The organism is Microbacterium sp. NPDC090003 (assembly GCF_044748385.1).
Lineage (GTDB): Bacteria > Actinomycetota > Actinomycetes > Actinomycetales > Microbacteriaceae > Microbacterium.
In genome coordinates, this window is record NZ_JBIVFW010000001.1 from 2587829 (window position 1) to 2610763 (window position 22935).

General features: G+C 70.6%; 21 protein-coding genes. 9 read left to right on the plus strand and 12 right to left on the minus strand.

Annotated features, from left to right (window positions below):
* Nucleotides 1–45 precede the first annotated feature (45 nt).
* Nucleotides 46–1095 (plus strand): lipoyl protein ligase domain-containing protein, encoded by a 1050-nt coding sequence (locus ACIPVN_RS12485; RefSeq protein WP_336641719.1) that lies wholly within the window; start codon nt 46–48, stop codon nt 1093–1095.
* Entirely contained in the window at nt 1074–2150 is a 1077-nt protein-coding gene (locus tag ACIPVN_RS12490; protein ID WP_400443148.1) for a DNA methyltransferase, read from the plus strand. Before ACIPVN_RS12485 ends, ACIPVN_RS12490 begins: the two co-directional genes overlap by 22 nt.
* An 18-nt stretch (nt 2151–2168) precedes the next feature.
* On the opposite strand, the gene ACIPVN_RS12495 is transcribed toward ACIPVN_RS12490, so the two are convergent.
* From ACIPVN_RS12495 to ACIPVN_RS12505, 3 genes are read right to left on the minus strand one after another with little or no spacing between them, the layout of a single operon-like run.
* Nucleotides 2169–2558, minus strand: a complete 390-nt coding sequence (locus ACIPVN_RS12495; RefSeq protein ID WP_400443150.1) for a cupin domain-containing protein — start codon at nt 2556–2558, stop codon at nt 2169–2171.
* On the minus strand, nt 2555–3958 hold the full coding sequence (locus ACIPVN_RS12500) for an NAD(P)/FAD-dependent oxidoreductase (protein WP_400443152.1): 1404 nt from the start codon (nt 3956–3958) through the stop codon (nt 2555–2557). Before ACIPVN_RS12500 ends, ACIPVN_RS12495 begins: the two co-directional genes overlap by 4 nt.
* Before the next feature lie 38 nt (nt 3959–3996).
* Complete coding sequence (locus ACIPVN_RS12505) at nt 3997–4461, minus strand: Lrp/AsnC family transcriptional regulator (protein WP_400443153.1); 465 nt, start codon at nt 4459–4461, stop codon at nt 3997–3999.
* 100 nt (nt 4462–4561) lie between these two features.
* On the opposite strand from ACIPVN_RS12505, the gene ACIPVN_RS12510 reads away from it, so the two are divergent.
* The 5 genes from ACIPVN_RS12510 (at nt 4562) to ACIPVN_RS12530 (ending at nt 11927) form a co-directional block, all read left to right on the plus strand.
* Nucleotides 4562–5995 (plus strand): gamma-aminobutyraldehyde dehydrogenase, encoded by a 1434-nt coding sequence (locus ACIPVN_RS12510; protein WP_400443155.1) that lies wholly within the window; start codon nt 4562–4564, stop codon nt 5993–5995.
* 483 nt (nt 5996–6478) lie between these two features.
* Nucleotides 6479–8080: a DUF222 domain-containing protein gene (locus ACIPVN_RS12515; protein WP_400443157.1), complete on the plus strand. Its 1602-nt coding sequence runs from the start codon at nt 6479–6481 to the stop codon at nt 8078–8080.
* A gap of 400 nt (nt 8081–8480) precedes the next feature.
* Entirely contained in the window at nt 8481–9629 is a 1149-nt protein-coding gene (locus ACIPVN_RS12520) for an ROK family transcriptional regulator (protein WP_400443159.1), read from the plus strand.
* 25 nt (nt 9630–9654) lie between these two features.
* Nucleotides 9655–10581, plus strand: a complete 927-nt coding sequence (locus tag ACIPVN_RS12525) for a polysaccharide deacetylase family protein (RefSeq protein WP_400443161.1) — start codon at nt 9655–9657, stop codon at nt 10579–10581.
* Nucleotides 10578–11927: an MFS transporter gene (locus ACIPVN_RS12530; RefSeq protein ID WP_400443163.1), complete on the plus strand. Its 1350-nt coding sequence runs from the start codon at nt 10578–10580 to the stop codon at nt 11925–11927. Before ACIPVN_RS12525 ends, ACIPVN_RS12530 begins: the two co-directional genes overlap by 4 nt.
* Before the next feature lie 25 nt (nt 11928–11952).
* On the opposite strand, the gene galE is transcribed toward ACIPVN_RS12530, so the two are convergent.
* From galE to galT, 3 genes are all read right to left on the minus strand, one after another.
* Entirely contained in the window at nt 11953–12933 is a 981-nt protein-coding gene (gene galE / locus ACIPVN_RS12535; protein WP_400443367.1) for a UDP-glucose 4-epimerase GalE, read from the minus strand.
* Between the two features lie 139 nt (nt 12934–13072).
* On the minus strand, nt 13073–14275 hold the full coding sequence (gene galK, locus ACIPVN_RS12540; RefSeq protein ID WP_400443164.1) for a galactokinase: 1203 nt from the start codon (nt 14273–14275) through the stop codon (nt 13073–13075).
* Nucleotides 14272–15486, minus strand: coding sequence for a galactose-1-phosphate uridylyltransferase (gene galT, locus ACIPVN_RS12545; protein ID WP_400443369.1), 1215 nt, complete (start codon nt 15484–15486; stop codon nt 14272–14274). The genes galK and galT overlap by 4 nt, the downstream gene beginning before the upstream one ends.
* A 132-nt stretch (nt 15487–15618) precedes the next feature.
* Between galT and ACIPVN_RS12550 the strand changes: the two genes are divergently transcribed.
* Nucleotides 15619–16611, plus strand: coding sequence for a LacI family DNA-binding transcriptional regulator (locus tag ACIPVN_RS12550; protein ID WP_400443371.1), 993 nt, complete (start codon nt 15619–15621; stop codon nt 16609–16611).
* Between the two features lie 3 nt (nt 16612–16614).
* Here ACIPVN_RS12550 and pgm read toward each other — a convergent pair whose 3' ends face one another.
* Nucleotides 16615–18276, minus strand: a complete 1662-nt coding sequence (gene pgm / locus ACIPVN_RS12555) for a phosphoglucomutase (alpha-D-glucose-1,6-bisphosphate-dependent) (RefSeq protein ID WP_400443165.1) — start codon at nt 18274–18276, stop codon at nt 16615–16617.
* A 68-nt stretch (nt 18277–18344) separates the two neighbouring features.
* Here pgm and pheA point away from each other — a divergent pair, with 68 nt between their 5' ends.
* On the plus strand, nt 18345–19295 hold the full coding sequence (pheA, locus tag ACIPVN_RS12560) for a prephenate dehydratase (protein ID WP_400443166.1): 951 nt from the start codon (nt 18345–18347) through the stop codon (nt 19293–19295).
* A 91-nt stretch (nt 19296–19386) separates the two neighbouring features.
* On the opposite strand, the gene ACIPVN_RS12565 is transcribed toward pheA, so the two are convergent.
* From ACIPVN_RS12565 to ACIPVN_RS12585, 5 genes are all read right to left on the minus strand, one after another.
* On the minus strand, nt 19387–19596 hold the full coding sequence (locus ACIPVN_RS12565) for a methyltransferase (RefSeq protein WP_400443168.1): 210 nt from the start codon (nt 19594–19596) through the stop codon (nt 19387–19389).
* 175 nt (nt 19597–19771) lie between these two features.
* Nucleotides 19772–20362: a hypothetical protein gene (locus ACIPVN_RS12570; RefSeq protein WP_400443170.1), complete on the minus strand. Its 591-nt coding sequence runs from the start codon at nt 20360–20362 to the stop codon at nt 19772–19774.
* 550 nt (nt 20363–20912) lie between these two features.
* Nucleotides 20913–21953 (minus strand): LLM class flavin-dependent oxidoreductase, encoded by a 1041-nt coding sequence (locus ACIPVN_RS12575; protein ID WP_400443171.1) that lies wholly within the window; start codon nt 21951–21953, stop codon nt 20913–20915.
* A gap of 77 nt (nt 21954–22030) precedes the next feature.
* The gene (locus ACIPVN_RS12580) at nt 22031–22261 is read right to left on the minus strand and encodes a DUF2795 domain-containing protein (RefSeq protein ID WP_400443173.1); all 231 of its coding nucleotides are present in this window, start codon (nt 22259–22261) and stop codon (nt 22031–22033) included.
* A gap of 196 nt (nt 22262–22457) precedes the next feature.
* Nucleotides 22458–22880, minus strand: coding sequence for an Hsp20/alpha crystallin family protein (locus ACIPVN_RS12585; protein ID WP_400443175.1), 423 nt, complete (start codon nt 22878–22880; stop codon nt 22458–22460).
* Between the last annotated feature and the right edge of the window lie 55 nt (nt 22881–22935).

The following is a 22935-nucleotide window of genomic DNA, read 5'->3' on the forward strand; positions in this document are numbered from 1 at the left end:
AGGTCGACCGCGACCATCGACCCCCGTCGGTCGTAGGCTGGGGAGGTGCACGGTGAATACAAGGTCCCAGGGGGAAAGCTCGTCGTCGTCGACCTCGAGGTCGACGACGGGAGGATCGCGCAGTTCCGGCTCGCGGGCGACTTCTTCCTCGAGCCCGACACCGCGCTCGAGGCGATCAACGACGCCGTGAACGGCCTGCCGGTCGAATCGGATGCCTCGGTGATCGCCACCGCCGTGCGCGAGGCTCTTCCCGAGGGCGCCCAGCTGCTCGGCTTCACGCCCGAGGCCGTGGGCACCGTCGTGCGCCGCGCCCTCGTCACCGCGCCGGGCTGGCGCGACTTCGACTGGGAGATCGTGCACGACAAGGCGGTCTCGCCGGCCATGAACCTCGCACTCGACGAGGTTCTCACCTCGCGCGTCGGCGAGGGGCGGCGTCGCCCGACCCTGCGCATCTGGGAGTGGGACGGCTCGGCGGTCGTCATCGGATCGTTCCAGTCGTATCGCAACGAGGTCGATCCCGAGGGCGCCGCGCGTCACGGCTTCGACGTCGTGCGCCGCATCTCGGGCGGTGGCGCGATGCTCATCCCCGAGGGGCAGATCATCACCTACTCGCTGTACGTGCCGGCATCCCTCGTCGCGGGTATGACGTTCGCCGACTCGTACGCGTTCCTCGACGACTTCGCCCTGCAGGCGCTGCGCTCTCTCGGCATCGACGCCGTCTACCGCCCCCTCAACGACATCGCGAGTTCGACCGGCAAGATCGGGGGCGCCGCGCAGAAGCGTCTCGCCAACGGAGGGGTGCTGCACCACGCCTCGCTGTCGTACGACCTCGACGGCCAGGTCATGACCGAGGTGCTGCGCATCGGACGCGAGAAGCTGAGCGACAAGGGCACCACCTCGGCGGCCAAGCGCGTCGACCCGCTGCGCAGCCAGACCGGGCTCAGCCGCGAGGAGATCATCGACCGCTTCATCGAGACCTTCCGCTCGCTCACCGCGGCCGAGGACGGCACGGTCGCCGACGACGAGTACGCCGCGGCCGAGGAGCTGGTCGAGACGAAGTTCTCGACCGACGCGTGGCTGCACCGGGTGCCGTGACGACGCCGGAGTATCCGGAGTCCCCGGCCGCGACGGATATCTCCATCGATCCGGTCTCGGTCGGCCAGGTCGCGATCCTCGAGGGTGACAATCTCGCTGCTGCGCGCACGTTGCCGAGCGCATCGTTCACGCTCGTGTACCTCGATCCGCCCTTCAACACGGGCCGCGCGCGCGAACGTCAGATCGTCACCGCGACGCGGGCGTCCATGACTCCGGAAGAATCGCCGGCAGAGGGCCCGAGCGGGCCCGAATCGGCTTCTTCCGAAGCATCCGTCCGGAGTTATGGACAGCCGGATGCCGAGACGGTTCCCGACGCCGCGGTTCCCGAGACCGCTCCCGCCGGCACCCGGCCCCCCGAGACCGCGCCCGCCGAGATCCGCCACGGCTTCCACGGCCACCGCTATGAGCGGGTGCGCGGGATGCTGCGCACCTACGACGACCGCTTCGACGACTACGGCGACTTCCTCATGCCCCGTCTCGAGGAGGCCTGGCGGCTGCTCGCCGACGACGGCACGCTCTACCTGCACCTCGACTACCGCGAGGCGCACTACGCGAAGGTGATGCTCGACGCGGTGTTCGGCCGCGACTCGTTCCTCAACGAGCTGATCTGGGCCTACGACTACGGCGCCAAGTCGCGCAGCCGCTGGCCCACCAAGCACGACACGATCCTCGTGTACGTGAAGAATCCGCGGACGTACTTCTTCGACTCCGACGAGGTCGACCGCGAGCCCTATATGGCGCCCGGCCTCGTCACCCCCGAGAAGGCGGCGAGGGGGAAGCTGCCGACCGACGTGTGGTGGCACACGATCGTGCCGACGACGGGTCGCGAGAAGACGGGGTATCCGACGCAGAAGCCCGAAGGCATCCTGCGCCGCATCATCCGGGCCTCGAGCCGCCCCGGAGACCGCGTGCTCGACCTCTTCGCCGGCAGCGGTACGACCGGCGCGGTCGCATCGGCCCTGGGGCGCGACAGCGTGCTGGTCGACGACAACCCCGAGGCGATCCGGGTGATGCGCGAGCGGATGCCGCACGCCGAGGTCACCCGCGTCGGCTGAGCCCGAGCCCGGCTCGCCTCAGGCGATGTAGACCTTGCGCAGGGTCTCGGTGACGGTCCAGACCGTGCGCTGGCCCTCGGCCAGGCGAACGACCGACCCCGGTCCGACCTCGAGGTCGGCGATCGCGGGGTCGTCGAAGGCGATGCGCGCGCGTCCGGCGAGCACGACGAACACCTCGTCGGTCTCGACGTCCGAGGCCGTACCCGGCGTCATCTCCCAGATGCCGACCTCGGTGCCGCCGATGAGCGACAGCGGGTGGACGGCGGTCGTCGGGGTTCCCGCCCGCACCTCGGATGCCGGGAGCGGTTCGTGCGCGAGAGCGAGGGCAGCGGCATCCGCCATCGTCCCGGGCAGGAGTCCGGTGGCCGGCACCGGGGAGAGACCTGGCTCGCGCTCGACGTCGCTCACGAGTCGAAACCCATGCCGAGGGCGTCGAGCGTCTTGAGGAAGAGGTTGCGCCTGCCCCCGTTGTGATCGGCGCGATCCATCGCGGCGCGCACGAGGTTGATGCCCACCGCGGCGGCCGGTTCCGGCGGGAACGGCACGGGACGCTGGCGCACCATCTGCAGGGCGGTGCGTTCGGTCTCCTCGCCCGCGAGCTCGTCGAGCATGACGTCGGCGGCGAACCGTGCCGCGCCCACGCCGAGCCCGGTGAACCCGCTGGCGTAGGTCACCCGGCCCTTGCGCGCGGTGCCGAAGAATGCGCAGAAGCGGCTCGACGAGTCGATCGCTCCGGCCCAGCGGTGCGTGAATCGCAGGCCTTCGAGTTGCGGGAAGGTCGTGAAGAAGTGCGAGGCGAGGCGTCGGTGGCTCTCCATCCGGTCCTCGTATTCGGGGCGCACCTTGCCCCCGTAGTGGTAGACCGCGTCGTAGCCGCCGAAGAGGATGCGGTCGTCGGCGGTGAGCCGGTAGTAGTGGAACTGGTTGGCGCTGTCGGCGAGGCCCTGCCGGTTCCGCCAACCGATCGACGCGAGCTGCTCGGTGCTCAGAGGTTCGGTCATCAGCACGTAGTCGTACACGGGCACCGTCATCAGCCGGTTGCGCTTGAGCAGTGAGGGGAAGACGTTCGTGGCCAGCGCCACGGCATCCGCCACGACCCGGCCGTCGCGGGCTTCGACCGTGATCGGGCCCGATCCGTCGCCGAGGATGTCCTGCACGAGGGTGTGCTCGTAGATCTCCACACCGAGGTCGGTCGCGACGCGGGCGAGCTCGAGCCCGAGCTTGGCGGGGTGCACGAGGGCGGTGGTGTCGCGCTCCCACGCGCCCGCGAGGAACGTGGGCGAGTGCACCTCGGCCTGCACGGCCTCGCGGTCGAGGAAGCCCTCCTCCTCGCGCAGCCACTCGACCTGGTGCGGTTCGACGGCGACGGCGAGCTGCCCCGTGCGTTCGAACTCGGCATCCATGGCGTAGCGCTCGACGGTCCGGGCGATGCCGTCGAGGTTCTCGAGGCCGAGGCGTTCGAGCTCATCGATCTCATCGGGCCAGCGGTTCACGCCGTTCTCGTGACCGTGGGTGATGCTGGCCTCGCAGAATCCGCCGTTGCGGCCGGATGCCGCCCACGCGACGCGCGACGCCTCGATCAGCACGACCCGCCGGTCGGGGTCGCGCTCCTTGGCGCGGATCGCGGTCCAGAGCCCCGCGTACCCGCCGCCGACGATCGCGAGGTCGGCCTCGATCGCACCGGTCAGCGTCGGATACTCGGTGCGCTGCACGTCATCGAGCCAGAACACGGCGAAGGAGGTGTCGCGCAGGGACTCGTCGATCACGGAGTCCTGCGGGCGGCGGCGTTCGAAGACGGTGGTTCCCATGCGCGCTCCCTGGTGTTCTCAGCGGGTGGGGTGCGCGGTCAGCGCGTTCCCCAGTTGTAGAGGTCTTTGTAGAGCCCGGCGTAGAGCAGGCTCTCGGTGTGCACGACGCCGGGGATCGTGCGGATGCGCGTCGCGATGAGGTCGAGCAGGTCGGCGTCGCTCTCGCAGACGGCTTCGACGAGGATGTCGAAGCTGCCGAGGGTGACGACGACGTAGGCGAGTTCGGTGATCTCGGTGAGCTGCTCGGCGACGGCGCGCGGGTCGCCGGTGACGCGGATGCCGATCATCGACATCCGGTGGAATCCGAGTTGCAGGGGGTCGGTGACCGCGACGATCTGGATCGTTCCCGCATCGGTCATCCGCTGCACGCGCTGGCGGGTGGCGGCCTCGCTGAGCCCCACCTCCCGGCCGATCTCGGCGTAGGGGCGCCGGCCGTCCTCCTGGAGCAGCTCGATGATCCGCTTCGAGATGTCGTCCAGCGCCGGCTGCGTCTTCGTGCCCATGCGTCGATATTGACAGGCGGATGCCGGTGGTGCAACCGATTCAGTCGTCTGTGGCTTTCGGGCCTTCCGATTCCGAAAGTGCCGCGCTACTGTGGGCCGCATGCGCACAGACACCCTGCAGAACTTCATCGGCGGTCGGTTCGTCCCCGTGTCGGGCGCAGGCGACCTTCCGCTTATCGACCCCGCCACAGAGGAGGAGTACGGTCGCCTCCCGGTGTCGGATGCCGGTGACGTCGATGCCGCCTACGCCGCGGCATCCGCTGCCTTCCCGCTGTGGCGCGACACGACGCCGGCCGATCGGCAGCTCGCCCTCTTCCGCATCGCCGACGACATGGCCGCTCGGGCCGAGGAGTTCGCCGATCTCGAGTCGCGCGACACCGGCAAGCCGCGCGCGAGCCTCGTCGAGGACGAGATCATGCAGTCGGTCGATCAGCTGCGGTTCTTCGCCGGTGCCGCGCGGTCGCTCGAGGGGCGCGCGGCGGGGGAGTACCTCGCCGGGCACACGTCGTTCGTGCGGCGGGAGCCGATCGGCGTGATCGGGCAGGTCACCCCCTGGAACTACCCGCTGAACATGGCGGTGTGGAAGATCGCCCCGGCGCTCGCCGCCGGCAACGCCGTCGTGCTCAAGCCCGCCGAGACGACCCCGCTGTCGACGCTGCTGCTCGCCGAGATCGTGGCGCCGCACACCCCGGCGGGGACGTTGAACGTCGTGCTGGGCGACCGCGAGACCGGCGTCGCGCTGGTGGAGCATCCGACACCGCAGATGGTCGCGATCACCGGGTCGGTGCGTGCGGGCATGGCGGTGGCGCGGTCGGCGGCGAACGACGTCAAGCGTGTGCACCTCGAACTCGGCGGCAAGGCCCCGGCGATCGTCTTCGCTGATGCCTCGGTGTCGAAGGCGGTCGAGGGGATCGTGACCGGCGCGTTCTTCAACGCCGGGCAGGACTGCACGGCGGCGACGCGGGTGCTCGTGCACGAGTCCCTGCACGACGAGGTCGTGGCGGCGCTGGTCGCACGGGCGGAGTCGGATGCCCGCACCGGCGGACCGCGCGAGGACGGGGTGCTGTACGGTCCGCTCAACAGTGCGGCGCAGCTGGAGCAGGTGTCGGGATTCGTGTCGCGGTTGCCGGCGCACGCTCAGGTCGAGACCGGGGGAGTGCGGCAGGGCGACCGTGGCTATTTCTGGCCCGCGACGATCGTCTCGGGGGTGCGGCAGGACGACGAGATCGTGCAGGGTGAGGTCTTCGGGCCGGTGCTCACGGTGCAGTCGTTCTCCACCGACGACGAGGCCCTCGCGATGGCGAATGATGTGCCGTACGCGCTCGCCGCATCCGTCTGGACGACCGACCACGCGCGGGCGATGCGGTTCTCGCGCGACCTCGACTTCGGATGCGTCTGGATCAACACGCACATCCCGTTCGTCTCCGACATGCCGCACGGGGGGTTCAAGCACTCGGGTTACGGCAAGGACCTCTCGCAGTACGGCTTCGAGGACTACACCCGCATCAAGCACGTGATGAGCGCCCTGGACTGAGAGGCGGGGGTCGTGCGCGGCTCGGGTCCCGGGCGAGCAGAGCGAGACGAAGCGCCGCGGGTTGTGACGTAGGGCCCCTGAGCGTGTCGAGGGGCCGGTGCTCGCGCAGGCTGGGTCCCTGAGCCTGTCGAAGGGTCCCGCCCCGTCCCGTACTGGGTCCCTGAGCGTGTCGACGGGCCCTACCCCGTCCCGCGACTGGGTCCCTGCGCGTGTCGAAGGGCCCGCTCTCCTGTCCCCCGACTGGGTCCCTGAGCTTGTCGAAGGGTCCCGTGCTCGCGCAGGCGGCTGGGTCCCTGAGCTTGTCGAAGGGCCCCGCCCCGTCCCGCGACTGGGTCCCTGAGCTTGTCGAAGGGTCCCGCCGCGTGTGCACTCGTTCTGCACCGGTGTGGTGTGGTTGCGAGTTCTCCACCGATCACGTGGATATGTTCGTTGGTCTGGGGTTTTCGCGTCTGAATGTCGGTGGCTCCTGGTGGACTGGGGTGCATGAACAGCACCGCCGAGTATCTGGATCGGGTCGCCCGTGACCTGGCTGTGGTGTTGCGCGCGGATGTCGTGGCGGGGTTGTCGGATGCGGAGAAGATGCAGGTGTTGCGTGCCGCGGGGGAGGTAGCCCGGCGGGTGGATGCGGTGGTGGTGGAGACGGTCGGGTCGGTGGATCAGCGTCCGGCGGGGTCGGGGGAGCTGGCGTTTTGCGGGCGGTTCGGATGCCGGAGCATGAACGAGCTCGTCCAGCGGGTGCTGCGCACGGACGCGGCCGGCGCGGCGCGGGTCGTGAAAGCCGGGAAGATCGTCCGGCGGGAGTTGGACTTCTCTTCGGGGGTGCTGCTGCCCGCCCGGTGGCCGGCGTTGCGTGACGCCCTAGTGGACGGCGCGGTCGGGGTCGCGGGGTTGCTCGCGGCGACCGGGCCCGTGGAGCACGCCGGCGTCCGGATCGGTGCGGCGGATCGGTTGCGCGCCGATACCGAGCTGGCCGAGTACGCCCGCGGGTTCATCGCCGCCGATAGTGACAGCGGTGGGAGTGCGGAGGGCGACACCGAAGCCGATGCCGACTCTGACGGCCGGTTCGACGCGAGCCCGCCGGCCACGCCCGAGGACTTGAAGGTGTTGTCGCGGGTGATCGTGACGTACCTCGACCCGGACGGCGCAGAACCCGCCGAAGAGCGGGCGATGCGCGCCCGCGGCATCGTCCTCGGGCGGGCCAAAGACGGGGTGATCCCGATCCGCGGGTCGCTGCTGCCCGAGACGGCGGGACAGTTGCGACGCATCTGGGACGCGTACCTCAACCCGAAGGTCGACGGACCGCCAATCCCGGCGGTGCCCTCAGTTCATGATGCGGCGGGCTCGAGCGGAGTGCGATTCGCGCCTTCGAACAACAACCTAGACGGCACGGGGGAGTATTCAACCGATGAGCTGTTCGCGGGGCTTCTCGACGACGACGTGCTGCCGTCGGGTGATGCGGGCCGCACGGTCGATGACCGGTCCCGGGCGCAGAAGCAGCACGACGCTCTCGCCGCGGTCCTCGGCATCGCCGCCCGCCACGGCGACATGCCCACCCTCGGTGGTGCCGCGCCGACCCTCGTGGTGTCGGTGGCTGCGGAGGATTATGCGTCCGGGCGGGGGTGGGCGCACGTCGACGGCATCGACGACGCCCCGGTGTCTCTTGCGACTGCCCGGCACACCGCGTGCGGGGGCAGCATCCAACGCGTCACCTGCGACCCGGGCGGCCGCATCATCGGGATCGACACCACCGACCGGATCTTCACCGCCCACCAACGCCGCGCGATCGCCCTCCGCGACACAGAATGCCTCATCCCCGGCTGCCACGTCCCCGCAACCTGGTGCGAGATCCACCACGTCACCGAACACTCCCACGGCGGACCCACCACCACCGACAACGGCGTCACCCTCTGCTGGCACCACCACCGCACCCTCGACACCAACGGCTGGACCATCCGCATGCACCACGGCACACCCCACGTCCGCGGACCCGCCTGGTGGGACCCCCACCAGAAATGGCGATCACCACGGCCGGCCACCCGCACCACCACGCGCACCCGCCGAACACGATCACCGATCCGAGCTTGAATGCCCACGCGCCGAACACGACCACCGATCCGCGCATGAACTCCCACGTGGCCGTGCATGCACGCCGTGTGACCGCACATGCGCGCCGCGTGACCGCGGATGAATCACGACCGCGCATGAACGCCCACGAGACCGGGCGCAGTCGCCCGAGCCGCGGGGCGATAACCCTCCACGCGCCCGAATGCGACACGAAGTGTCGACCGGCGGGTCTCCGGTATGCCATGCTCAAGGAAGCCGAACGGGGGATCGGCTGCGCAGCACAGGAACCACCACGCGTGGCGCGAGTCAGTACGCACGAGCCGTCACGGCGCGAGCAACCAGGCTCGAGCCGTACAAACGAACCATCACGGCTCGAGCCAGGACGGCACGGACCCCTCACAGAAAGATCGACCGGAGCGCGATGAGCAGGCCCCTCGCTGGACCGCAGACACTGTTGCGCTCGATCAACGGGCGGGCGATCCTCGAGACGCTCGCCAGCGATGGTCCGCAGACGCGCACTGATCTGATGGAGGCGACCGGGCTGTCGCGCACCGCCGTCACGCAGGTGCTGCGCATGCTCGAGAGCGCCGGGGCCGTCGCCCCCGACGGTGTCGACCGCAGCTCGCGCGGACCGGCCGCCGGCAAGGTCGGCCTGCACCCGCGCCTCGGATTCGCCGCCGCGGTGCACGTCGACCACCGCGCAGCGCACGTCGCCCTCGTCGATGCGACCGGGACGATCCGAGCGGACGCGCACGGCGACTTCCCCCGCAAAGACGACAACGAGACACGGGTCGCGCACATCGCCGCGCTCATCGACCGCTGCAATGCGACCGTCGCCGGACCGCTGCACCTCGCGCTCATCGGCGTGCCCGGCATCGTGACCGCCGACGGCAGCATCCGCAACGACCAGGGTCCCGACGGCGGCGCGTTCCGCTCGGCGCTCACCGACCGGCTCGGCTGTCCCGTGCGCATCGAGAACGACGTGAACCTCGCCGCTCTCGCCGAACTCACCGCCGGAGTCGGAGCCGAGCTGTCGAGTTTCTCGCTGCTGCTGCTCGACGAGGGCCTCGGCGCCGGGACCGTGATCGACGGCGCCCTGCACCGCGGGTTCTCCGGGGTGGCGGGCGAGGTCATGTACCTACCGCAGACGCCGCTGCCCGTCGGCGCCCCCGTCGTGAACGACCAGGTCGTCGCCGACCTCGCCCTCGTCAACGGCCGTGACCAGAACGCGCCCCTCGAAGAGCACCTCGATGCCGCAGCCGCCGGCGACGAGGCGGCGATTCAGATGGCGACCGAACTCGGCAAGCGCCTCGCCCTCGTCGCCGGCAGCATCGGTCTCGTCCTCGACCCCGAGGCGTTCATCCTCAGCGGACAGGCCGCGCACCCCGTGCTCGTCGACATCATCCATCAGGTCGCCGAGCAGTACTCCGCCCGCCTTCCCCTGCGGTTCGTCGTATCGTCCTTCGGGCCGGAAGCGCCGCTCGTCGGCGCGGTCGGCGAAGCGGCATCCGCCCTGCGCGCCACGCTCTTCGCCCGCGTCCTCACCACACCCGACAAGCCCGGCCGGTGACCGGCACTCCCGACAGGATCCGACGATGACCGCACCCTCCGACCTCATCGAACGGCTGGGCCTCGCCCCCGGCACGCGCGCCATCATCCTCAACGCCGATGATTTCGGCATGTGCCATGCGGCGAACGTGGCGATCGCCGAACTGCTGGATGCCGGCCACGTCGACTCCGCCACGATCATGGTGCCGTGCTCGTGGTCGCCCGAGGCCTTCGCGTTCGCGGCATCCCGTGCCGATCTCGATGTGGGCGTGCACCTGGTGCTCACGAGCGAGTGGACCCGCTACCGGTGGCGCCCGCTCACGGCCGCGCCGTCGCTGGTCGACAGCGATGGATTCTTCCCCGTCGACGTCGTCGCGGTCGAGACGCGTGCCGCGTACGATGAGGTCGCCGCCGAGATCGCCGCGCAGCTGCGCACCGCTCTCGATGCCGGCGTCGATGTCACGCACCTCGACAACCACATGGGCTCGGTCTACGGTCTGGCGACCGGTCGCGACTTCCTCGAGCAGGTGTTCGCGCTGGCCGCCGCGAACGGACTCCCTTTTCGCCTCCCGCGCCGTATGGACGGGGCGGAATCGGATGCCGAACTGAGCGACAGGCTCGCGCGCGCCGCAGCCGCGGCCGACTCCCTCGGTATCGAGATCATCGACCGGCTGTGGTCGCACCCCTTCGAACTCGTCGGCGAGGGCACCGCGGCCGAGGAGACCTACGAGCAGGTGCGCGACGGGTTCGTGGCGCTGCTGCGCGCGGTGCCCGCGGGGGTCACCGAGATCTACCTGCATCCGATGGTCGACGGCGAGGAGCTGCGGGCCGCCGTGGACTTCGCCTCACCGAAGCGCGAGTTCGAGCGGCGGCTGCTCACCGACCCCGTCGTGCTCCAGGCCATCGAAGACGAAGGGCTCGTGCGCATCGGATGGCGGGCGCTGCGCGATCTGCAGAGAGGCACCACACGATGACCACGTTCGCCGAGCGTCTGCGCGACCGACGGCTCGACGCCGCCCCGACCCGGGCGCAGTCGATCGCGTTCGGGGCCTCCGGGTTCCCCACGCAGTTGATGGCGCAGACCTTCTCGGCGTTCATCGTCTACTTCTACGTGTCCCACCTCGCCGTGCCGGCGGGTTGGGTGGCCGCGGCGATGATCGCCCACGGCATTCTGAACGCCGTGCTCAACCCGTTCGTCGGCGCGATCTCCGATCGCCTGCGCACCCCGTGGGGACGCCGGATCCCGTGGATCGGTCTCGGGATCGTCCCGCTGGTCGTGGCGTTCGCGCTGGTGTGGATGCCGCCGGAGCTGCCCGCCGCGGGCCTGATCGCCTGGTTCCTCGTGGTCGTGGCCGTGTACGACATCGCCTACGTGGTGGTCGTGCTCAACATCTCGGCGCTGTTCCCCGAGATCTTCCGCACCACCGACGAGCGTGCCCGGGGCAACGTCCCCCGGCAGATCTTCGCGATCCTCGGCATGATCCTCGGCACCGCCGGGGCGCCGCTGCTCTACGCCTCGCCGATCGGCTGGCCCGGCATGGCGATCGTGCTCGGCACGGTCTGCCTCGCGTTCCTGGTCTGGTCGTTCGCGGGTGGGATGGTCGAGCGGCGCGTGCCCGAGGCATCCGTCGCGTCGCCGCTGCCGTTCGGGATGCAGATGCGGTACACCTTCGCGAACCGGGCCTTCGTGCCCTACGTGATCGGCTCGCTGTTCATCCAGACGGCGATCGCCGTGATCCTCGCCGCGCTGCCCTTCTACGTGCGCTACTCGCTGGGCGCTCCCGAGGGAGAGGGGAGCATCCTGCTCGGCGCGATCTTCGTGACCGCCATTCCGGCGATCGTGCTGTGGAGCGCCGTCGTTCGTCGCAGCAGCCCGCGCACCGCACTGCTGTGGAGCGTGGCCGTCTTCGGGCTCTCGGTGCTCGGGTTCCTCGCCCCCACGAGCATCCTCGCCGCTGCCCTCGTGGGCGTCGCGGTCGGTATCGGCGTCGGGGGTCTGCTGCAGCTTCTCGAGGTCGTGCTGGCGCAGATCATCGACGAGGATGCCGTGCGCACCGGGCACCGTCGGGAAGGCGCCTACTTCGGGGTCAACGGTTTCGTCGTGCGCGGTTCGGTGGTGCTGCAGGCTGTCGTCGCGGCATGGGTGCTCACGGCATCCGGCTTCGATGCCACGCTCGGCGACGCGCAGCCCGACACGGTGGACGGCGGCATCCGCCTGATGCTCGCCGTCATCCCCGTCGGCTTCGTCGCCCTCGCCTGGATCTGCTTCTTCCTCTACCCCATCCGCACCCGCGACCTGAGCGCCGTACCCGCCCCCTGACCCCGCGGCCCGCCCCACGAGAAAATCAGACAGAAGCGCCCCGACGAGCCTCCCAGCCCGTGCGCACCATCTCATTCACCGAGTACCGCATCCTCCAGTCGAGGTCGCGGGCGGCGAGGGTGCCGTCGGCGACGATGCGGTCGGGGTCGCCGGCGCGACGCGGGCCGATCTCGGGGGTGAAGTCGACGCCGGTGACGCGCACCATCGCGTCCATGATCTGCTTCACGCTGAGCCCGTCGCCCGAGCCGAGGTTGTAGGCGGGTTCGATCGGTTCGCCCGCGGCGAGTCGCTGCGCAGCGGCGACGTGCGCGGCGGCGATGTCGCCCACGTGCACGTAGTCGCGCACGTTGGTGCCGTCTTCGGTGGCGTAGTCGTCGCCGTTGATGCGCGGGGTGCGTCCGTCGAGCAGCGCCTCGAACACGATCGGGAAGAGGTTGTGCGGGCTCACGTCGTAGACCGTCGGGTCGGCCGATCCGACGACGTTGAAGTAGCGCAGCGAGGTGTGCCGCAGCGGGGTCGCCGACTCGGCGGTGGCGACCGCCTGGTCGCGCAGCAGCCATTCGCCGATGAGCTTCGATTCACCGTAGGGGCTCGCGGGCTTCTTGGCCGTGTCCTCGACGACGAGGGCGACGTCGGGGGTTCCGTACACGGCGGCCGATGACGAGAAGACGATGTTCGCGACGCCCGCGGCCTCCATCGCCTCGAGGATCACGCGGGTGCCCTCGACGTTCTGCGCGTAGGTGTGCAGCGGGCGCTGCACCGAGACGCCGGCGTACTTGTATCCGGCGACGTGGATGACGCCTTCGGCGTCGTGGTCGCGGAACGCCTTCTCGACGAGGTCGCGGTCGAGGATGCTGCCCTGCACGAAGGGCACGCCCTCCGGAACGAACGAGGCGACACCGCTCGACAGGTCGTCGAGGACGACCGGGGTGAGCCCGGCATCCGCGAGTGCGCGGACGACGTGCGAGCCGATGTAGCCGGCGCCGCCGGTGACGATCCAGGACATTGCGTTCCTCTCCGGCCGCGCGCGACCGCGCGACTCCGGGTTCGATTCTCTCAGGCCGAGCTCGTGGCCGATGCCGCGGGCGATGGCGCCGCCGCTGCGGCCGGTGCCGCCGGTGCTGCTGTCATGACCGGTGCCGCTGTCACGCGTCGCGGTGCGCACCCGCCGACGGTACGACCGTGAACAGGTGCGGGGCGGTGAAGCCCCGGTCGGCGAAGGCCCCGGTCACCGCATCCGACACGGCCGCTGTGGCATCCTGCTCGATCAGCGCGATCGCCGCACCGCCGAAGCCGCCGCCGGTCATGCGTGCACCGAGCGCACCGGCGGCCAGCGCCGCTTCGACGGCCGTGTCGAGCTCGGGTACCGAGATCTCGAAGTCGTCGCGCATCGAGGCGTGCGAGGCGACCAGCAGGTCGCCGATCGCGCGGGCCCCCTGCTCGCGCAGCACGCGCACCGTGTCGAGCACGCGCTGGTTCTCGGTGACGATGTGCCGCACGCGGCGGAAGGTCACGTCGTCCATGCGCTCTTCGGCGCGGGGGAGGTCGGAGGTCGACACGTCGCGCAGGCTGGGCACGCCCATGATCTCGGCCCCGAGTTCGCACGAGGCACGACGCTCGCCGTAGCCGCCCGTGGAGTGTGCATGCTTGACGCGCGTGTCCATGACGAGGATCGCGAGACCGGCCTCGGCGACGCCGACCGTGACGAGCTGTGCGTCGAGCGAGCGGCAGTCGAGGAAGATCGCGGCATCGGTCTCGCCGAGCATCGACGCCATCTGGTCCATGATGCCGGTGGGGGCGCCGACCGCCTCGTTCTCAGCGCGACGGCCCACGCGGGCGAGTGCCGTGCGGTCGAGCCCGGTGTGCCAGAGGTCGTTCAGCGCGGTCGCGGTCGCGCCCTCGATCGCGGCCGACGACGAGAGCCCCGCGCCCACAGGCACATCCGAGGCGATCGCGATGTCGACTCCGCGGAAGGCACCCTCGGGAGCGGCGAGCCGCAGCGCCCACGCGACGCCGAGCGGGTACGCGGCCCACTCCGGCACCGACGGCTCCTCGCCGCTGGGTCCCTGAGTCTGTCGAAGGGTCGGGAACAACCCGTCGAGATCCTCGAATCCGACCTCGACCGTCTCGTCGGAGAACGTCGTGGCGACGCGGATGCGGGCATCGTCGCGCCGTCCGACCGCGGCGACCGTGCGGTGCGGGATGGCGAAGGGCAGCACGAAGCCCTCGTTGTAGTCGGTGTGCTCGCCGATGAGGTTGACACGCCCCGGTGCCGACCAGGTGCCGTCGGGCGCGCGGTCGGTCAGCTCGGCGAACAGTGCGCGGGCGGCATCCTGAGCGGCGGTCATGCGGAGGCCTCCTCGGAGGTCGGGCCGGTGGCGGATGCCGAGGCGGATGCCGCCGCGGCCGCCGCCTCGGCATCCGCGATGGCGTCGCGGATGCGGGCCGCCCCCTGCTCGGGGGTGACCTCGGCGGCCCAGGCCCACATCGCGGCCTCGGAACCGGCGAGGAACTTGAGCTTGTCGGCGGCGCGGCGCGGGCTCGTGAGCTGCAGGTGCAGGCGCACGGTGTCGCGGCCCAGGTTCACCGGAGCCTGGTGCCAGGCGGCGATGTACGGGGTGGGGGTGTCGTAGAGCGCGTCGACACCGCGCAGCAGACGCAGGTAGAGCGGGGCGAGTTCGTCGCGCTCGGCCTCGGTCGTGGCGGCGAAGTCGGGCACGTGGCGGTGCGGCATCAGGTGCACCTCGAGGGGCCAGCGGGCGGCGAAGGGCACGAAGGCGGTCCAGTGCTCGCCGCGGAAGACGACGCGCTCGGATGCCTGCTCGAACTCCAGGATGCGGGCGAACAGGTCCGGCGCCGTGCGGTCGATCGAGTCGAGCAGTTTTGCCGTGCGCGGGGTGACGTACGGGTACGCGTAGATCTGCCCGTGCGGGTGCGGCAGGGTGACGCCGATCGCTTCGCCGCGGTTCTCGAACGGGAAGATCTGCTGGATGCCGGGCAGCTGCGAGAGCGCCGCGGTGCGGTCGGCCCAGGCCTCGATCACGGTGCGGGCGCGGGTGACCGACTGGGTGCCGAACGACCCGGAGTGCGCGGGGCTGAAGCACACGACCTCGCAGCGGCCGACCGAGGTGCGGGTGCGGCCGAGCCCGAGGGCGTCGAGGTCGTCGAGACCCCGCGGGGCGTCGTTCGCCCCGGGGGCGGTGCCGACGGCCTCGGCGAGGGCGGGCCCGAACGCGGGGGAGCGGTTCTCGAACACCGCGACGTCGTAGCGCGAGGGCACCTCCGACGGGTTGGTCGGGGTCTGCGGCGCCAGCGGGTCGGCGTCGGCGCTCGGCATCATGACGCGGTTCTGCCGGTTGGCGGCGACGGTGATCCAGTCGCCGGTGAGCACGTCCTGCCGCATGGTCGCGGTGGCGGGGCGCGGGTCGAGCGTGCGAGCGTCGACGGCGCGCTCGGCACCGAGCGTCGTGTCGGGGTCGTCGTAGTAGATGATGTCGCGACCGTCGGCGAGCAGCGTCGCGCGCTTGACGATGCCGGCGCTCAGGTTCTCGATGCGCATCTCCGCAGCTTCGGGACGAGCAGATTCAGGCGTGTTCACGTAAACATGGTAGATCCGCAGCCGTGATTACGTCAACATGGAGGAGTGAACGACCCCGCCTCCTCTCGTCGACCGACGTCGGGCCGCGTCTCGATGGCGATGGTCGCCGCTCGCGCCGGTGTCTCGGGGCAGACCGTCTCGCGCGTCGTCAACGACAGCCCCCGCGTCGATCCCGCGACCCGCGCCCGGGTCGAGCAGGCGATGACCGACCTCGGCTACCGTCCGCACCGCGCCGCCCGCGCGCTGCGCACCGGGCGTTCCCAGACCATCGGCCTGGTCGTGACGACGCTGGCCACGGTCGGCAACTCGCGGATGCTGCAGGCCACCGCCGAAGCCGCTGCCGAACGCGGATACGCTCTCACGGTCGCGACCGCCGCCCCCGGGTCCGACGGGGTCGCGGGTGTCGACGCCGCCTTCGATCGCCTCGCCGAGCAGGAGGTCGACGGCGCGATCGTGTTGAACGAGGCATCCGCCCTCGTCCCGTCGTCGGCCCGGCCGGCCGGGCTCCGCCTCGTCGTGATCGATGCGATCGCCGATGGCGGGTTGCGCGCCGTGCACAGCGATCACGCCGGGGGAGCGGCCGCCGCCACCCGGCACCTCCTCGACCTCGGGCACGAGGCCGTGCACCACCTCGCGGGTCCCGAGGATTCCTTTGCCGCCGCCGAGCGCGAACGCGGCTGGCGCGAGACGCTCGAGGCCCACGGCATCCGTCCCGCAGCCGTCATGCGCGGCGACTGGTCGTCGGACTCGGGCTTCGCCGCCGCCGATGCGTTCGCCGAGGCATCCGCCGTCTTCTGCGCCAACGACCAGATGGCGCTGGGGCTCGTGCGCGGCCTCGCCGAGCGTGGGCGCGACGTACCGGGCGCGGTGAGCGTGGTGGGTTTCGACGACGTGCCGGATGCCGCGAACTACCGCCCGCCGCTCACCACGATCCGCCAGGACTTCACTGCCCTCGCCGACCGCGCGGTCGCCGCGCTGGTCGCCGAGATCGAGGGCGACCCGGATGGCGGCGCTGACGCCGCTGCGCCGTCGACGTCCGTCATCCCCACGTCCCTGGTGATCCGCGCCAGCACCGCGACCCGCTGAGAGCTACGCCCCCAGCGCCGCCGACACCACCGCGCGTGCCTCGGCCTGCACCTCGGCGAGGTGATCGGGGCCGCGCAGGCTCTCGGCGTAGAGCTTGTAGACGTCTTCGGTGCCCGAGGGGCGTGCGGCGAACCACGCGTGCTCGGTCTGCACCTTGAGGCCGCCGATCGCCGCGCCGTTGCCGGGGGCGTGCGAGAGCTTGGCGGTGATCTCCTCGCCGGCCAGCGTCGTCGCCGACACCGACTCGGGCGCCAGCTTCGCGAGCGTCGCCTTCTGCTCGGGCGTGGCCGGGGCATCCACCCGCTGATAGGCCGACGATCCGAACGCCGTCTCGAGTTCGGCGTACCGCTCCGATGGGGTCTTGCCCGTCACGGCGATGATCTCGGCGGCCAGCAGGCACAGCAGGATGCCGTCCTTGTCGGTCGACCACACCGAGCCGTCGAAGCGCAGGAACGACGCACCGGCCGACTCTTCGCCGCCGAACGCGACCGAGCCGTCGAGCAGACCGGGAACGAACCACTTGAACCCGACGGGAACCTCGAGCAGACGGCGGCCGAGCGACTCGGCGACCCGGTCGATGATCATCGACGACACGAGCGTCTTGCCGATCGCCGCATCCCGCGGCCACTCCGTGCGGTGCGAGAACAGGTAGTCGATCGCGACGGCGAGGTAGTGGTTCGGGTTCATGAGACCGGCATCCGGCGTCACGATGCCGTGGCGGTCGGCATCCGCGTCGTTGCCGGTGAGCACGTCGAAGTCGCCCTTCTTGGCGACGAGCGAGGCCATGGCCGACGGCGACGACGGATCCATGCGGATCTTCTCGTCCCAGTCGAGCGTCATGAAGCGCCAGGTCGGGTCGACCTCGGGGTTCACGACGGTGAGGTCGAGATCGAAGACCTCCTTGATGAGCGCCCAGTACTCCACGGATGCGCCGCCCAACGGGTCCGCCCCGATGCGCACGCCCGCCCGGCGGATCGCCTCGACGTCGATGATCGACGAGAGGTCGCGCACGTAGGCGTCGCGGAAGTCGTAGGTGCCGATCGTGTCGCCGTCGAGGTCGGCGAAGCGCACGCGCTTCACGCCCTCGAGGTTCGCCTCGATCAGCTGATTCGCGCGGTCGGCGATCCACCCGGTGGCGTCGGTGTCGGCGGGGCCGCCGTGCGGCGGGTTGTACTTGAAGCCGCCGTCGCGGGGCGGGTTGTGCGAGGGGGTGACGACGATGCCGTCGGCGCGGCCCGCATTCGCTTCGGCCGGTCCCTGAGCCTGTCGAAGGGCCCTGTTGTAGGTGAGGATCGCGTGGCTGAGCGCCGGGGTCGGCACCCACGAGTCGCGGGAGTCGACCCGCACGTCGACGCCGTTCGCGGCGAGCACCTCGATCGCGCTGCGCTCGGCGGGCAGCGACAGGGCGTGCGTGTCGCGACCGAGGAACAGCGGGCCGGTGATGCCCTGGGCGCTCCGGTAGTCGACGATCGCCTGAGTGGTGGCGAGGATGTGCACCTCGTTGAAGCTGCCGCTGAGCGCCGAGCCGCGATGGCCGCTGGTGCCGAACGCGACGCGCTCGGCGGCGACATCCGGGCGCGGGATGCGGTCGTAGTAGGCGGCGATCAACTCGTCGACATCGATGAGGTCACTTTCCTCCGCGGGGAGGCCGGCACGGCTCGTCATGAGTTCAGTCTGCACCGATCCGGGCCCGGAGGAAACTTCGCGTCGGAGGCTTGACGCGGAGGGCTAAGGTGAAACGCGTGACCGAACGCCGTACCTACAGCTATCTGGGACCCGCCGGAACGTTCACGGAGGCGGCGCTCGACCAGGTCGCCGAAGCCCGAGGCCAGCAGTGGCGTGCCGTGCACAACGTCGGTGAAGCCCTCGCCGACGTGCTCGAGGGGCGCAGCGACGCCGCGATGATCGCGATCGAGAACTCGATCGAGGGCGGCGTCTCCACCACGCAGGACGCCCTGGCCACCCTCCCCGGTCTGCGCATCGTCGGCGAGTACCTCGTGAAGGTCAACTTCGTGCTCGTCGCCCCGCGCGGCACCACGCTCGACGAGGTGTCGGTCATCGCCGCGCACCCGGTCGCCTACGCCCAGTGCCACGGATGGCTCGGCCAGAACATCCCGGCGCACTCGCACGTTCCGGCATCCAGCAACGTCGCCTCGGCGATCGGCGTGCTCGACGGCAGCCTGCCCGCCCAGGCCGCGATCGCCGCCCCCGGCATCGTCAACCACTACGACGTCGACGTGCTCGCCTCGGGCATCGGCGACAACGCCAACGCGGTCACCCGCTTCGTGCTCGTGTCGCGCACGACCGCGCCGCCGGCTCCGACCGGCGCCGACAAGACCTCGCTCATCGTCGAGCTGCCCCACGACCACCCCGGATCGCTCCTCGAGATGCTCGAGCAGTTCTCGACCCGCGGCATCAACCTGTCGCTGATCGAGTCGCGCCCGATCGGCGACGAACTCGGTCGCTACCGCTTCGTGATCGACGCCGACGGGCACATCGAGCACGAGCGCATGGCGGATGCGCTGCTCGGCATCCGTCGGTTCAGCCCCCGCGTGGTGTTCCTCGGGTCCTACCCGCGGGCCGATCGCCAGATCGTGCACTACCCGGATCGCTACGCCGACGACGTGTTCGTCGAGGCGCGCGACTGGCTGCGCGGCATCGTCTCGGGTGAGCCCGAGGCCTGAGCCTCCTCCGGCGCACTCCGTCCGGTGCGGGTTCGATATGTCGGCTTCGCGGGCGCCCGGAGATGCGATTCTGATCCCCGAGGTGCGGTGATCAGTGCTCCCGGAAGTTCGGCCAGTCGCTGCCGGGCGTCATGAGGGCGTAGAGCGCGCTCTTCGCCACGGTGAGCGACGGGTAGGTGCCGGCCGAGGCATCCGCCCCCGCCATCGTCACCCGGTAGCCCTCGTCGTCATGGCGGATGCTGCCGACGACGCCGTTGCGGCCGTAGGCCACCCAGAGGCCGAGTGTGGTGCTGGTGCTCATCATCGAACTCCTCTCCAGGGCTGAGGCTACGCCCGCCGGGCCCGGTGCGCTAGGCCTCCGTCGCGCGCGTCGGGGAGCCGCCTTGCGGGATCGATATGTCGGCTCCCCGGCTGGCACGCGAAGAGATTCTGATCCCGGAGGGAGGGGAGAGAGAGGAGAGCGGGCTCGGGTGACATCAACGGCGGGACGCGATCGCTCGGCGGATGCGCGCGGCGAGGGCCGCACCGCCGCCGCGGAGATCGAGCTGCGTGACCCGGATCACGATCCATCCGTGATCCTCGAGGGCGCGATGTCGACGGATATCGGTCTGCCATTGGTTCCGATCGGTCCGATGGTGATCGCCCTCGTACTCGATGGCGATCCGCCACTGCGGGTAGGCGAGATCCACCCGCGCGAGGAAACGACCGCCGATGACGACGGAATGCTGCACGACGGGTTCGGGGAGATGGAAGTCGCTCAGCAGCAGCCTCGTCTCGGTTTCCTTGGGCGACTCCGCCCCTTCTCGCACGATCTCCAGCGCGTCGCGAACCTTTCCGCACCCCGGGAAGCGACCCCATTCCTCGATCCGATCGCTGATCATCGCGAGGGTGGCGGGAGGGCGATCGAGGCGGATGCCGGGATAGTTCCGTGCTGTCGTGATCAGCGCCTCGAGCATGACGGCGGTCTGGCGAGGCGTCAGCTCTGCGGCGCAGACGAAGACCGTGGCGATCGGGTCGAGAACGGGGATACCGTCGATCGTGAGGGCGGCGAGACGTTCACCGGCCAACTTTCGGCCCCGGACTCCACGGGTTCGCGGGGGACTGGTTCCGGTCGCTACGGCGACATCGATCGGCTCGTCGAGGCGCCAGCGCATCGGCAGGGGGAGGCCCCAGAGGCGCGCCGCGGTTCGTCCTGCGAGAACCTGACCCGGGCGTATTCGAGGGGCGAAGCACGCGACGTGCTGCGCGAAGTTCTCCGGATGCTGCCGGGCGCGTACTCCGTCGAACGGGCGGGCGAGATCTCGCGCGGCTAGTCGCGTTCGACCCACACCAGATCGCTCGGCATCGCGGACGGAGAAACACGGGCCGAGTTCGGGCGGGAGGGGGATTCGATGACGCATCGGGTCATCGTCTCCGGTCCCGACCGGCTGGATCCCGAAAGATCGAACGTTCCCGCGGGATCTGTGGATAACCGACCCTGTGGAATCCCACTCGCCGCGCGTGCGGGATCCCGTTCGCCGCGCGTGCGGGATCAGAATGTCACGTCAATCGGGTTGGGAAGCCGACATATTGATCCCTCGGGGGAGGGGGAGGGGGAGGGGGAGGGGGATGGAACCGCTACAGCGCCGCGGCGACGAGCTCCAGGGTCTGGGCGCGACCGGTCGCCGAGTCGGCGGGCTCGGCCTCGTACGCGCCGGCGACGGGCGAGAGCATGACCTCGTCGACACCCCAGCGGCTCGCGAACTCGCGCACCTCGGCGGCGACCGATGCGCCCGTTCCGACGAACCAGCGCGAGCGGGCGGCCTGCACGACCTGGTCGGTCGCGGCATCCGATTCCGCGGCCAGCGCCTCCTCCACCGTCTCGAGCGCGATGAGCGGCTTGTTCAGACGCAGCCGCGACATCATGCGCAGCTGCGGCAGGGCGCGCGCCTCGGCCTCTTCGACGGTCGGAGACGCGACCGCGTTGACGGTCAGGAAGGTGCGCGGCGTCGGGTGCTCCTCGCTCGGCTGGTAGTTGGTGCGATACAGGTCGAGAGCCCGCTCGAGACCCTCGCCCGAGAAGTGGTTGGCGAACACGTACGGCAGTCCGTGGGATGCCGCGAGCTGAGCCGAATAGTCGCTCGAGCCGAGCAACCACACCTCGGGGGCGTCGGTCGCGGCGGGCGTCGCGCGCACGGTGTACTCCCCGCCGGAGGTGAAGCGCACGGTCGCGCCCTCGTTCGACACGAGCGCGGCAATGTCCTGCACGTGGCGGGGGAACTGCTCGACGTCACTGGTGACGCCCGAGCCGCGCAGCAGCTGCGTGATGACGGGGTCGCTGCCGGGCGCGCGCCCGAGGCCGAGGTCGATGCGCCCGGGGGCGATGGCCGCGAGGGCGGCGAACTGCTCCGCGACGATGAGCGGCGCGTGGTTCGGCAGCATGACGCCGCCGGAGCCGAGGCGGATGCTCGAGGTGCGGGTCGCGGCGGCGGCGATCAGCACCGGGGGAGTGGTGGATGCCACGGCCGGCATGTTGTGGTGCTCGGCGAACCAGTAGCGGCGATAGCCGATCCGGTCGGCGATCTCGGCGAGCGAGAGGGAGGCGCGGATGGCCTCGGCGCTGGTCTGACCGGTGCGCACGGGCACGAGGTCGAGGACGGAGAGTGCGACGTCATTCATCCTCTGCTGCAACCGGCGGACGCGACGTGGCATTCCCGCGGCGCCCGTCCGTCGCAGCAGAGGAGGCGGCCGGTGGGTCAGGCGGCGACGGGCGTGCGTCCCGGCGTGAAGGCATCCGAGAGCGAGCGGCGGGTCAGGCGATAGCGGATGCTCCACGCGGCGCTGTAGCTCTGGTCGGGCAGTTCGGCGAGCAGTGCGCGGTCGTCGGCGCCGAGACCGTCGCGGGCGGCTTCGCGCAGCAGGTCGTCGCGGGTGGCCGGGTACTCCATCGAGGCGAGGAAGCGGTCGAGTGCGGGGGAGGTGGTCATGACGTTCCTTTCGGGAGTGCCCGGGGGCGCGCTCATCGCGAGCGCGCCCCCGGGGTGCGGTTTCGGTGCACTGATCGGTGCGAAACGACGCTCATGAGACCTGAGAACCGGCGTTTCGCACCGATCGGTGCGGTGCGGTGCCGGGCGGGGCCGGCGGGGCCGGCCGGGCCGGCGGGGCCGGCGGGGGCCAGCCGGGTCAGGCGTCGATCGCCTGGCGCTGATCGGCGGACTCGACGGTGATCTTGCGGGGCTTCGCGCGCTCGCTCACCGGGATGATCACCGAGAGCACGCCGCTCTCGTACGAGGCGCTGATGCCGTCGAGATCGACTCCCTCGCCGAGCGTGAACTGGCGGAGGAACGTGCCGGCACCGCGTTCGCGGGCGAGCCAGCGCACGCCCTCCTGCATGTCGGCGGTGCGCTGTGCGCGGATCGTCAGCTGCGCGCCGTCGAGATCAACGTCGATCGAACCGGGGTCGGTACCCGGAAGATCGGCGTGCAGGATGTAGCGGTCGCCGTCGCGATAGAGATCGACCGGCATCGATCGAGGTGCGCGAACGGAGTCGAGCACGCTCGCGGCGAAGCGGTCGAGCTGACTGAACGGATCGAAGGTGAGTGCCATGGGTGTCTCCTTTCGTGCGGCCCTCGCGGGCTCTCGGTGAGGGATGCAGGTAATC

What these genes read in the sequence shown, in the direction of transcription:
- ACIPVN_RS12500 (WP_400443152.1), bottom strand. Translation starts at nt 3,958, where the DNA reads ATGGGAACCACCGTCTTCGAACGCCGCCGCCCGCAGGACTCCGTGATC.
- ACIPVN_RS12505 (WP_400443153.1), bottom strand. Translation starts at nt 4,461, where the DNA reads ATGGGCACGAAGACGCAGCCGGCGCTGGACGACATCTCGAAGCGGATC.
- ACIPVN_RS12510 (WP_400443155.1), top strand. Translation starts at nt 4,562, where the DNA reads ATGCGCACAGACACCCTGCAGAACTTCATCGGCGGTCGGTTCGTCCCC.
- ACIPVN_RS12515 (WP_400443157.1), top strand. Translation starts at nt 6,479, where the DNA reads ATGAACAGCACCGCCGAGTATCTGGATCGGGTCGCCCGTGACCTGGCT.
- ACIPVN_RS12520 (WP_400443159.1), top strand. Translation starts at nt 8,481, where the DNA reads ATGAGCAGGCCCCTCGCTGGACCGCAGACACTGTTGCGCTCGATCAAC.
- ACIPVN_RS12525 (WP_400443161.1), top strand. Translation starts at nt 9,655, where the DNA reads ATGACCGCACCCTCCGACCTCATCGAACGGCTGGGCCTCGCCCCCGGC.
- ACIPVN_RS12530 (WP_400443163.1), top strand. Translation starts at nt 10,578, where the DNA reads ATGACCACGTTCGCCGAGCGTCTGCGCGACCGACGGCTCGACGCCGCC.
- galE (WP_400443367.1), bottom strand. Translation starts at nt 12,933, where the DNA reads ATGTCCTGGATCGTCACCGGCGGCGCCGGCTACATCGGCTCGCACGTC.
- galK (WP_400443164.1), bottom strand. Translation starts at nt 14,275, where the DNA reads ATGACCGCCGCTCAGGATGCCGCCCGCGCACTGTTCGCCGAGCTGACC.
- galT (WP_400443369.1), bottom strand. Translation starts at nt 15,486, where the DNA reads ATGCGCATCGAGAACCTGAGCGCCGGCATCGTCAAGCGCGCGACGCTG.
- ACIPVN_RS12550 (WP_400443371.1), top strand. Translation starts at nt 15,619, where the DNA reads ATGGCGATGGTCGCCGCTCGCGCCGGTGTCTCGGGGCAGACCGTCTCG.
- pgm (WP_400443165.1), bottom strand. Translation starts at nt 18,276, where the DNA reads ATGACGAGCCGTGCCGGCCTCCCCGCGGAGGAAAGTGACCTCATCGAT.
- ACIPVN_RS12565 (WP_400443168.1), bottom strand. Translation starts at nt 19,596, where the DNA reads ATGAGCACCAGCACCACACTCGGCCTCTGGGTGGCCTACGGCCGCAAC.
- ACIPVN_RS12575 (WP_400443171.1), bottom strand. Translation starts at nt 21,953, where the DNA reads ATGAATGACGTCGCACTCTCCGTCCTCGACCTCGTGCCCGTGCGCACC.
- ACIPVN_RS12580 (WP_400443173.1), bottom strand. Translation starts at nt 22,261, where the DNA reads ATGACCACCTCCCCCGCACTCGACCGCTTCCTCGCCTCGATGGAGTAC.
- ACIPVN_RS12585 (WP_400443175.1), bottom strand. Translation starts at nt 22,880, where the DNA reads ATGGCACTCACCTTCGATCCGTTCAGTCAGCTCGACCGCTTCGCCGCG.